The organism is Streptomyces thermovulgaris, assembly GCF_002155915.1.
Taxonomy (GTDB): domain Bacteria; phylum Actinomycetota; class Actinomycetes; order Streptomycetales; family Streptomycetaceae; genus Streptomyces; species Streptomyces thermovulgaris.
In genome coordinates, this window is the sequence record NZ_MUME01000405.1 from 1 (window position 1) to 9,500 (window position 9,500).

10 protein-coding genes are annotated in these 9,500 nt (G+C 69.4%); 2 read left to right on the plus strand and 8 right to left on the minus strand.

The window, feature by feature from the left end:
• Positions 1-3 precede the first annotated feature (3 nt).
• The 8 genes from CCN35_RS25280 to CCN35_RS25310 form a co-directional block, all read right to left on the minus strand.
• Positions 4-795, minus strand: a complete 792-nt coding sequence (locus tag CCN35_RS25280) for a phosphotransferase family protein (RefSeq protein WP_086794448.1) — start codon at positions 793-795, stop codon at positions 4-6.
• A gap of 3 nt (positions 796-798) precedes the next feature.
• The gene (locus tag CCN35_RS28535; RefSeq protein WP_158100437.1) at positions 799-1,278 is read right to left on the minus strand and encodes an NUDIX domain-containing protein; all 480 of its coding nucleotides are present in this window, start codon (positions 1,276-1,278) and stop codon (positions 799-801) included.
• A gap of 40 nt (positions 1,279-1,318) precedes the next feature.
• Positions 1,319-2,908, minus strand: a complete 1,590-nt coding sequence (locus CCN35_RS28540; RefSeq protein ID WP_158100438.1) for a hypothetical protein — start codon at positions 2,906-2,908, stop codon at positions 1,319-1,321.
• The gene (locus CCN35_RS25290; protein ID WP_067399951.1) at positions 2,905-3,924 is read right to left on the minus strand and encodes a glycosyltransferase family 4 protein; all 1,020 of its coding nucleotides are present in this window, start codon (positions 3,922-3,924) and stop codon (positions 2,905-2,907) included. Before CCN35_RS25290 ends, CCN35_RS28540 begins: the two co-directional genes overlap by 4 nt.
• A 6-nt stretch (positions 3,925-3,930) precedes the next feature.
• Positions 3,931-4,482: a P-loop NTPase family protein gene (locus CCN35_RS25295; protein WP_245863452.1), complete on the minus strand. Its 552-nt coding sequence runs from the start codon at positions 4,480-4,482 to the stop codon at positions 3,931-3,933.
• Entirely contained in the window at positions 4,479-5,567 is a 1,089-nt protein-coding gene (locus tag CCN35_RS25300; protein ID WP_086794450.1) for a phosphoenolpyruvate carboxykinase (ATP), read from the minus strand. The genes CCN35_RS25295 and CCN35_RS25300 overlap by 4 nt, the downstream gene beginning before the upstream one ends.
• A complete protein-coding gene (locus CCN35_RS25305; protein ID WP_067399958.1) occupies positions 5,564-6,988 on the minus strand; it encodes a protoporphyrinogen/coproporphyrinogen oxidase in 1,425 nt (474 codons plus the stop codon). Before CCN35_RS25305 ends, CCN35_RS25300 begins: the two co-directional genes overlap by 4 nt.
• Before the next feature lie 238 nt (positions 6,989-7,226).
• A complete protein-coding gene (locus tag CCN35_RS25310; RefSeq protein WP_245863454.1) occupies positions 7,227-7,697 on the minus strand; it encodes an ATP-binding protein in 471 nt (156 codons plus the stop codon).
• Positions 7,698-7,895: 198 nt separating this feature from the next.
• On the opposite strand from CCN35_RS25310, the gene CCN35_RS25315 reads away from it, so the two are divergent.
• Both CCN35_RS25315 and CCN35_RS25320 read left to right on the plus strand, forming a co-directional pair.
• Positions 7,896-8,762: a helix-turn-helix domain-containing protein gene (locus CCN35_RS25315; protein WP_086794452.1), complete on the plus strand. Its 867-nt coding sequence runs from the start codon at positions 7,896-7,898 to the stop codon at positions 8,760-8,762.
• Positions 8,759-8,980, plus strand: a complete 222-nt coding sequence (locus CCN35_RS25320; RefSeq protein WP_086794454.1) for a DUF397 domain-containing protein — start codon at positions 8,759-8,761, stop codon at positions 8,978-8,980. The genes CCN35_RS25315 and CCN35_RS25320 overlap by 4 nt, the downstream gene beginning before the upstream one ends.
• Positions 8,981-9,500 lie beyond the last annotated feature (520 nt).

Sequence of the window (9,500 nt, forward strand, 5' to 3'; positions counted from 1 at the left end):
GTCTCAGGGGACCAGGTCAACTTGCTGTTGCGAGAGCTGGGTTCGTCCGCGATGCCGAACAACGGGGTCGGTGCTGAGAGCCGCGTCGGCGAGCAGGTGGATGCGCCAGTACAGATGGACGCGGCGGTTGGCTGCCGGACCGGGTTGGTGGGCGAGGTGGAGTGTGTCCGCGGGGTCGGGAAGGCCGAGGCGGACGGCTAGGCGGGCGAGGTCAGACAACGGGTCGCCGAAGGCGGCGAGTTCCCAGTCCAGCAGCAGTGGTTTGCCGGTGTGGGAGCGGACGAGGTGGCCCGGCTGCAGGTCGTGGTGGAGCAGTCTCGGCTGGATGTTGTCGTCCAAAGTGTCGAGTTCATGATGGAGCGCTGCTGCTGTGCGGACGAGGTCGGGGGCCGCTGCGGCGTAGGTGTCGAGACGGTCGTGGAGGTAGTCGCGCCACCTGTGGTGGTGGCGGGCGCCGGCGAGGCGCCCGACGTGGGGGCCCGGAATGCGATGGATCGTCGTCAGGGGTTCGGCCAGTGCCTTCAAGAGCTGGGATGCGGGGACGGGTTCGGCGTGGACCGCGGTTTGCGCAGTCCACGCCGGCCGTGCTTCGGGGGCGGCGCCCAGGAGCCTGGGGGCTGGGGTCTGGTACCGGTTGAGGAGAGTGAGGGCCTCGGCCTCGTTGGCGGCGCGGGCGGGGTCGCTGTAGTGCTTGAGCACATACGGCTCGGGCCCGTCGATGTACCAGACACGGTTGGCCTGTCCGGTGGTGATCTCCCTGGCTCCGTGGGGGATCCGTCCGTCCGGCATGGTCATGGTTCAGGCGACGTCGCCGAGGTAGCTGGGTGCGGGGCGGGTGGTGGCGAGGTCGGCGATCGGCTGGCGCAGGGCGTGGGGGAGCAGGTTCAGGCCGGGCACCTTTTCCAGTTCGGCCCATTCCAGGCCGGTCTGCAGGTGGTCTTCGGCGTGGCCGCCGAGGCAGTCGGGGTCGCCTTCGGGAGTGCAGAGGAAGATCGCTTCGATGCGGTGGGTGCCGGCCTCGGTGTCGGCGTGGTCGTGGTTGGCGCCGATGTACTCGCGCAGCCACAGCAGTTGCTCGACGGTGACGGTCAGGCCGGTTTCTTCGTGGACTTCGCGGCGTACGGCGGCGTCGAGGGGTTCGCCGGGGTGCTGGCCGCCGCCGGGCAGGAAGTAGCAGTCCTGGCCCTCCCAGGTGGCGTGCTGGAGAAGGACGTGGCCGTCGTGGACGACGACGGCCTTGGCGGAGGTGCGGATGATCGGAGTGACGGGGTCGGCCACGGTGGACTCCACTCTCGCTGGCGGGTGGTTGGAAGAGAGGTCAGCGTTCAGTCTTGCCGAAACCGCGGTGGTGTCCGGTGCTCTTCTGCCAGATCCAGCGCCAGGGCCCAGCAAGTCGTACGAACGGTTGGAGTGGGCTGGCGGCGATGAGAGCGCGGGGATGTGCGGGGGCGGGCCTGGGCAGTTGCCGGCGCAGTGGCGGGTGGACGGTTGCGTGCAGGCGGGGTGCCCATGCCAGCAGCCGGGCGGTGGTGACGGGCCCGTGCAGCAGCAGTCCGGCCGCTGCGACGGCGACCCATGCGGGCCCGGCCCACCAGGCGGAGACCACGGCAGCAGTGATCAGGGGGGCGCCGATGAGCCAGGCGGCCTCGTCGGCCCATTCCCTGGCCAGCAGGACGGCTCGGGCGGGGCGGGAGAGGGTGGTGGGCAGGTGGGCCACGGCAGCCGCGTGCCGGTCGGGGCGGGCGGAGGAGGTGAAGGCCATGGCGTGCAGATTGGCCAGTCCTGATGGCTCGGTGTAGGGCTCGTCCAGGACGGCGACGGGTGCGGTGGTGAGGTCGGCGCCGAGCAGGGACAGCCGGTGTCCGGTGCCGAGGTCTTCCATCGGTTCGGGGAATCCGCCGATGGCTCGGACGGCCGGGAGGTGGACGGCCATGCCGCAGCCCACTGCGTACACCATCGGCCGCAGCCACATCCGTGCCGCCTCGGGCAGCCGGGAGGCGGTCAGGCAGCGGTGCAGGCGGATGCGGGCGAGTTCGATGCCGAGCGAGCGCCGCAATTGGTAGACCCATTCCCCGGCCAGCAGCAGCCCGGTGGGTCCGGCGGGGAAGGGACGACGGGCCAGCAGCGGGAGCCGCTGCTGCTGGATGAGTGCGGGAGCCCGGCCGGTACGGGCCCGGTGGGCGGCTGCGGTGGCGGCGAAAGCCTGCAGGGTACGGCTGTCCGGTACGGCGTCGGCGTCGTAGACCACGGTGTAGGTGTTGTCGGCGTGGTCGTGCTCGTTCCAGCCGAGCGGGCCGAGGATCTCGGAAAGCCGGTCGAGAGCGAAGTTGAGCTGTCCGGCCTTGCGTCCGCCCAGATCGGGCTGGTGGAGATGGACCAGCGGCAGGCGGGCACCTGCCGGGCCGGCGGTGAGAGTCGCCACGATCTCAGCGGTGGTCGGCTCAGCGTCGAACAGCTCGGTCAGCACGCGCAGCCGGACGGACGGATCGGCAGCGTTGACCGTTTCGGCGACCTCGCGGCAGCGGGCGGCCGGGAACAGGCCCCGCAGCCGCTCGGCTGTGAGCGGGGCACAGGCAGCCAGGGCCGCCAGCCGACGGCGCTGTTCGGCGCGGGCGGAGGTCTCGCGTTCGGTGGTGACGACCACGATGGCGGCCCGGTCACACGGATAGTCGAGGGCGGTGAAGGCCGCCACCGCCTGCGCGGCGATCGACTGCTCGCGCAGCATCGGCAGCAGCACCACCAGCCACGGCACCGCCTCCTGCGTCGGCGGGACAGGGGTGCGGCGGGCGGAGGTGACCAGCCAGCGGGCGCAGATCTCCACTGCGGTGAATGCCCAGATCGCGCGGGCCAGCAGCAGCATCAGCAGCACGGGAACGGCGAGGGACAGCCACGTTCCGGTCCCGGTCATCGTCCCTCCTGCAGCAGCCGGTAGACACCGCGCATCTGGCCGGCGACCACGGGCCAGGCGAACAGTTCCGCGCGTTCACGTGCGGCGGCCCTCCGCACGGTGTGCGCTGCGGTGCCGGTCTCGGTGAGGATCGTCTCGACCGCTTCTGCCGCGGCAGCGGCGTCGCCGGGCGGGGTGAGCCAGGCGGCCCGGCTCTGTCCCGCGTAGTGCGGGATGCCGCCGACGTCGGTGGCGACGACCGGGGTGCCGCAGGCCATCGCCTCCAGTAGCGCGTTGTTGGCGGTCGCATCGAGCAGCGGCAGCAGCAGCACGGCGGCCCGCCGGTACAGAGCAGTGAGGGTCTGCTCGGTGATGCCTTCCAGCACGTGGGCGGCCGGGTGCCAGGGCCGGGTGTGGGCCTGGCGGGTGACGACGATCAGCTCGATGCTGTCGCGGTGGCGGCGGTGCAGCCGCTCGTGCACGGCGTCCAGCACTTCCCAGTCCCGCAGCCACCAGCCGACGGTCAGCACCAGCGGCCGGCTGGTGGCGGGCTCGCCCGCGGGACGGAATGCGGTGGTGTCGATGCCGTGCGGCACCAGGTGCACGCGGTCGGCGGGCATCAGGTCGGTGAAGAACGCCTGCTGGTGGGGGTCGAGGACGACGATGTGGTCGGCCGACTGTGCCAGTTTCCGCCATCCCGTCGGTGGCAGGCGGTGTCGCAGGCGGGCGGGCGGCTGGTGGTAGGTCACGACGGTGGGGCCGAGGCGGCGGCGGGAGAACCAATACTGCTCGTCGCCGTAGAGCACGTGGGCGGGTTGGCGAGAGGCCAGCAGACGCACATCGGTGGCGAAGTGCTCGGCCGGGTAGAAGGGCAGCGGGCAGTGACGGGCGAGCAGGCGGCGGGCCCGGCGGGCGGCCTTGGCTGTGAGTGCCCCGGTGGGCGGGGTGATCCGCCGGACTTCGGGCAGGTGGTCCAGGAGGCGGTCGTAACCGCTGTGGGCAGTGTGCCAGGGGACGCGGACGACTGAGGCGATCACAGCAGGTCATGCCTCCTTCAGGGCGATCAGTCCGAGGGATCGCAGCCGGGCGGTGACGGCGGCGGGGTGATCGAGGCGGACAATGGGCAGGCCACAGGCCCGGTCCGGGGCCAGGCGCGATTCCCAGCGGCGTCGGTGCCGGTGGTGATGGGCGGGGCCCCAGCGCAGGATCGAGTCGGGGGAGAGCAAGTGGCGGAAGCTCTCCCGGTTCCCGGCGAACAGCTCCTGCCGCGTGGCGGCCCGCACGAGTGAGCGCCAAACCAGCCGGGGCAAGCAGATCCGCAGGGGCAGATCGAGCCATATCATCAGCTCGGCGCGGGACAGCAGGATCTCGGCGGCCTCGCCTCCGTAGTTGCCATCGGCGATCCAGGTGTCCGCGGCCAGGGCGTCGGCGAGGCGGGTGTGGAAGACGTGTGATGCGACCGGGGTCCAGTCCGGGCCCCAGAACAGGTTGTCCAGGTCGATGTGGGGCAGGTTCGTGTGGGCGGCGATAGCGGCGGCGAGGGTGGACTTGCCGGAGGCCACCGGGCCGACCAGTGCGATGCGCTTGGGTATCACGCAAGCCTCCGGGTGACCACGTCGGCGATCCGCTCCAGCAGATGCGAAGAATGCACCCCGGCCGTCAACGCCATCACCGGCACGCGGGCGACCAGTAAGTCCATGAGGCCGTCCGCCCCGCGGGCCAGTTCACCCGCAGGGCGGACGCGGTCGGCGAACCAGGGACGCAGCCAGTCCTCATCATGCGGGGTACAGCACACACCGGCGAGTGCGGAGCGGGCGGTGTGAGGGCAGAGGAGCGTGCCGCTCACCTGCTGGTCGTCGTCGCTGAGGCGGGGTAGGACGACAAGCCGTAGCGGGGCGCTCTCCCGTACGCGGGCACCGAACGCGCGGGAGAAGTCCTGCGGGGTGCAGGACGCCTTGCGCACGGCACCGAAGTCTGTCGGCAGCAGACGTCCGGATGGCAGGCCTTGGACCGGGCCGAGCGTGGACAGAGTGCCGCCGGCGATTCTCACCGACAGCGGCACCCCGACCACGCTGGTCGCCCCCTCGGTGACCAGCACACGGTCTGAGCCGATCAGATCGGCGCCGTGGTGTGCGGCCAGAGCGGTCAGCACCGTGGTCTTGCCCGCCCCGGACGGCCCGGCGATCAGCACCCCGTGCCCGGCGACCGCACCGGCTGCGGCGTGGAACGCGGCCCAGCCTCGGTGCTCGGCACAGCGCAGAACGACCTCGCGGATCACCCGCAGGACATATCGCTCACCGCGGTCGGTGCCCGGATGCAGCACGATGTGCAGCTGCCCGCGTGGGTCTTTGGCGTACAGATGGTCAGCAGGCAGGTGCGAGACGGGGTCAGGCCGCCACCAGCAGACTGCCCCGACCCGGGACAACAGGTAGGGCTCGCCGCGGAACGGCACCACCTTGGTCCAAGGCGCATCGGCGAGACGGTCCATGCGGTCACGGAACAGATCCGTGTTGTGGTGCACCCGGACCGTCGTGTGCTGCCCACACCGCCGGGCGGGGGCCATTTCCGGGAGAAAACGCTGCAGGTGGAGGTCCTGGGCGACGCGGAAGGCGGCGTCGGTGCCGATGTGGAAGCGGTGTCCTGCGAAGACCCTTGTCGTGGTGCTGCGGCGGCCGTTCATGCCCGTCCTCCGGTCGCTGCCATGGCCGCGGAGGCCGGGATGAGCAGTTCTTCCGTGGTGCCGTTCACCAGGCGGCGGGCGATGTCGATGCCCATCTTCACGGCGTGGTCCATGTTGCCGATCTCGTACCGCCAGGTACCGAACCGGCCCCGCGGATAGATTCCGCGGGCCTCCAGCCACGGCACGATCGCGGCCAGGGCCGTGTCCCGGTCCAGCGTGGGCACCGGGTAGGCGTACTCGATCAGCTCCAGGTGGGCACTGGCCAGCGGCGCATGCTCCGGCACCAGGCCATGACGGCGCACAGCCTGGTCGCAGTCACCGATCAGGCGGCGGACGTCCAGCCGAGTGCCGGGCAGCACGGAGGTCTCGGTCATCCACGCGCTGAACGCGCTGGTGTCGGCACCGGGCACGTTGGCGGGCGCGTACTTGCTGAAGTTCGTCGCCCGGTAGAACGGCACATCCCGCTGCGGGAAGTACAGCCACGACCGCTCGTCCGTGGTCGGAGCACGGTAGCCGAGTCCGACCATGGCAACTGTGGTGTGCCGCAACTGCTTCGCCGCGTCCCGCACAGCATCCGGGGCGCCGACGGTCATGGCAACGAGCCGGTCGAGCGGTCCCGTGGCCACCAAGCGGTCGAAGCCGACGAGATCACCGTCCTCGAGCGTGACCGTACGGACCGCCGGATCGACGGCGACCACGCGAGAGCCGGACCGCAGCCGGGAACCGAGACGAGCGGCCAGCCTGCGCCAGATCTCACCGGTGCCCCCACGGGCGGGAAAGGCGAAGGCCGCATTCGGTCCCCACCGCCTGCCGGGCCGGGCGGTTCCGGAGAAAGCAGCCAGGACCTCATCGGCGTCCACCGGCGCGACGCGCTCTGCGACCCAAGACGAGGCCATCCGCTCGGGCGTCGTCGCCCACACCTTGCAGTTGTACGGCTCGAAGAACCGCTCCACCAGGCCGGACCCGTACATTCCCTGCAGCCACGTGGCGAAGTCCGTATCGGCAGGCAGACCCTGCCCGCGCTGTCGGCAGGCGACCAGAAGGTCACGCACACACGCCTCGGCATCCTCGGCCGGTAGGTGATGAAGGTGCTGCTGGAAGGGGTACGGCACCCACCTGTCGCGGAAGCGGATGTAGGAGGACCGGTCGTGGTGCAGCAGCTCTCCGCTGCCGAACAGCTCGCCCATCAGCCGGTCGAACTCGCCGAAGTGGGAGAACACCACGTGCCCGCCCAGGTCCCAGGTGAAGCCGGCCGGATCGACCACGGACGAGGCAAGACCGCCGGGGGCAGGGGCAGCCTCCAGCAGCGTCCACGAATGGTGTCCCATCCGCCTCAGTTCGTCGGCGCAGGCCAGGCCACACGGGCCGGCGCCGAGGACGACGATTCTCTCGGAGGGTAACGAGTGCTCGGAACGGGGCATGAAGCCCTCCTTCAGTCAGAAAACGGTCAGGCCTGCGCAGCAGCAGACTTGGAGTGCGGGCGCGGGAACAGAGGCCCGCTGCCCAGGTAATGGGGGAAGCGGCAGTCCTCCAACTGGTGAGAGTTGAAGCAAGCACGTGCTGAGCGGCAGCAGGCGGAGTACAGGCCATCTGATATCCCCGGTCGGGAAAACGTCCTGCCGACACAAGGAGTGAGAGGGGAGGTCCCGGACAAGGACTTCAGGGATGGCCGTCGCCTTCGGCGTATGGCAAGGTGCACACGATCTGCTTGCCGACCGGCGTGCGAAGGACATGCCAGCCGGGAGCGAGAATGTCCACCAGGCCGAGCCCCCGACCGGATTCGGCCTCCTCGTCGTCGAGCGCGACCGGCCGACGGCTGGGGAGCAGCCCGGGCTCGGGGTCATGGACTTTCACCGATACCCCGTCCTCCTCGGCTTCGACCTCGACAACCAAAGGAACGTGGCGTCCGCAGGCACGTACCGAGTTACCGATCAGCTCGGAGGCGACCAATTGCACGTTCGCGGCAGTACCGGCACTCACACCAGCCCCGCACAGCGCACTCTCCGCCAACGTGCGCACCAGGCGCAGGTGCGCCGGCGAAGCACTCATATGGGCCGCAAAGCCACTCGGACTGACCCGTAAGTAGAACCCCGGCCTCGCAACAGTCTGCGCTTGCTCCAGTTCGAACACGGCAGCCTCCCACGCGCAGCCAGCAGCTGCACGGAACTGGTCAAGTAGCACACAGCGACGACGAGTTGACGGAGTGTCGCGCCTTTCTTCCAAGGGTGGACTCTTTCTCGGTCATGCCGCAACCTTTCTGCCCAATCTGGCGAAACAATGCTTGAAAGCAGGTCGTGTTGCGGCCTGGCGCAGTGTCAGACTGCGAATATGCCGCACTCACCTTTGGTGCCGACCGTCCGCCGTCGACGCCTCGGCCAGATGCTCAAGAGGCTCCGCAACGATGCGGGGATGACCCTGGAGGATGCCGCCACCGCGATGGGGTGGAAGGTTCCCAAGCTGTCGAAGATCGAGAACGCCCGGCAGCAGATTCGTCCGGCCGAGGTCACAGGTCTGCTCGACCTCTACGGGGTGGAGGACCCCGAGGTGTTCACGGCGCTGGAGAACCTGGCCAAGGATGCAGGGAAGAAGGGCTGGTGGCAGACCTACAGCGGTGTGGTATCCCCGGCGTACGCGGACTACATCTCCCTGGAGGACGACGCCGAGCGCATCTGCGAGTGGGCACCTCTCGCAATCCCCGGATTGCTTCAGACCGCCGCCTACGCGCGCGAGACGATGACCGCCACCAGCAACTCACGCACACCACAGGAGATCGCAGCGCTCGCCGAGGTCCGTCAAGCGCGCCAGGCCGTGCTGACCAGACCCGGCAATCCCCTGCAGCTGTGGGCCATCATCCACGAAGCCGCACTGCACACCCGCTTCGAGGTGAGGCCGGCCACCATGCGCGAACAACTGCGCAAACTGTTGGACATCGCCGAGATGCCCAACGTCACCGTGCAGATCATGCCGCTGGACTCCACCGCTCACCCCGGAATGTTCGGCGGCTTCGGTCTGGTCAGCTTCCCCGGCCCCACACCGGATGTCGTGCTGTTGGAGAACCTCACCGGAGCCACCTACGTTGAGGGCGACGGCACGCAACCCTTCACCAGTGCGGTCGAGCGCATCCGCGCCGCGGCCCTGCCGGTGGAGGACTCACTCGCACGAATCGCACAGATAGAAGAAGGGCACCGGAAGTGAATTACGCCAAGGCGGAGTTGTACGCGTACGACCTCTCCGCCGCCTGCTGGCGCAAGGCCAAGGCCAGCGGCCCGGAACACAACTGCGTCGAGATAGCCGACCTCCCCGGAGGCGGCGTCGCCGTACGGGACTCGAAGAACACCCACCTAGAGCCACTACGGTTCGACGCGACAGAGTGGTCCATGTTTCGGCAGGCATTGATCAACGGAGAGATTTGAACAGCGCGAACGGCGGTTACCCGTTTCCGGCCGGGCCAGGGGCAGGACAACCGCCGCATCACCCGCAAAGTCTCGCTGTTCGCCCGGAGGACGGGCCGAACGGCGTCCAGTGCGGAGAGAGCGCGTGCCGGACGCCGTTCAGCAGACGGGACGTTGCGGACATACCCTGTCCGCTGCCGGGCCAGTTCAGATCAGAGTGTCGGCCCCAGACACGGGAGTTGAGTCGATTGTCGGTCGAAGGCTCGGTAGCCGACACGAACGATGGCGGGACGCGTATTGGGCTCGCGAGCGATTGGCGCCGTCGGGTCTTGGCAGGTGTCATCTCCCGGTAGTGGTGACTTGCTCATGGTGATGTCGGCACTGCTGCCTTCCTTGAACAACGTCGCCTTGCGCTGGCGGCCCCTTTCACCGATGAGCGCAGACCACCGGCCGCGGAGAATGGCCGCGGTCGGTCAGGTATCTGCCCACGTGCGACCAGGCGAGCGTTGCCAGCATGGGCACTAGCTGTATTGCCCTGAGA

Coding starts and splice junctions, on each gene's coding strand:
- CCN35_RS25280 (WP_086794448.1), bottom strand. CDS start 795: ATGACCATGCCGGACGGACGGATCCCCCACGGAGCCAGGGAGATCACC.
- CCN35_RS28540 (WP_158100438.1), bottom strand. CDS start 2,908: ATGACCGGGACCGGAACGTGGCTGTCCCTCGCCGTTCCCGTGCTGCTG.
- CCN35_RS25300 (WP_086794450.1), bottom strand. CDS start 5,567: ATGAACGGCCGCCGCAGCACCACGACAAGGGTCTTCGCAGGACACCGC.
- CCN35_RS25305 (WP_067399958.1), bottom strand. CDS start 6,988: ATGCCCCGTTCCGAGCACTCGTTACCCTCCGAGAGAATCGTCGTCCTC.
- CCN35_RS25315 (WP_086794452.1), top strand. CDS start 7,896: ATGCCGCACTCACCTTTGGTGCCGACCGTCCGCCGTCGACGCCTCGGC.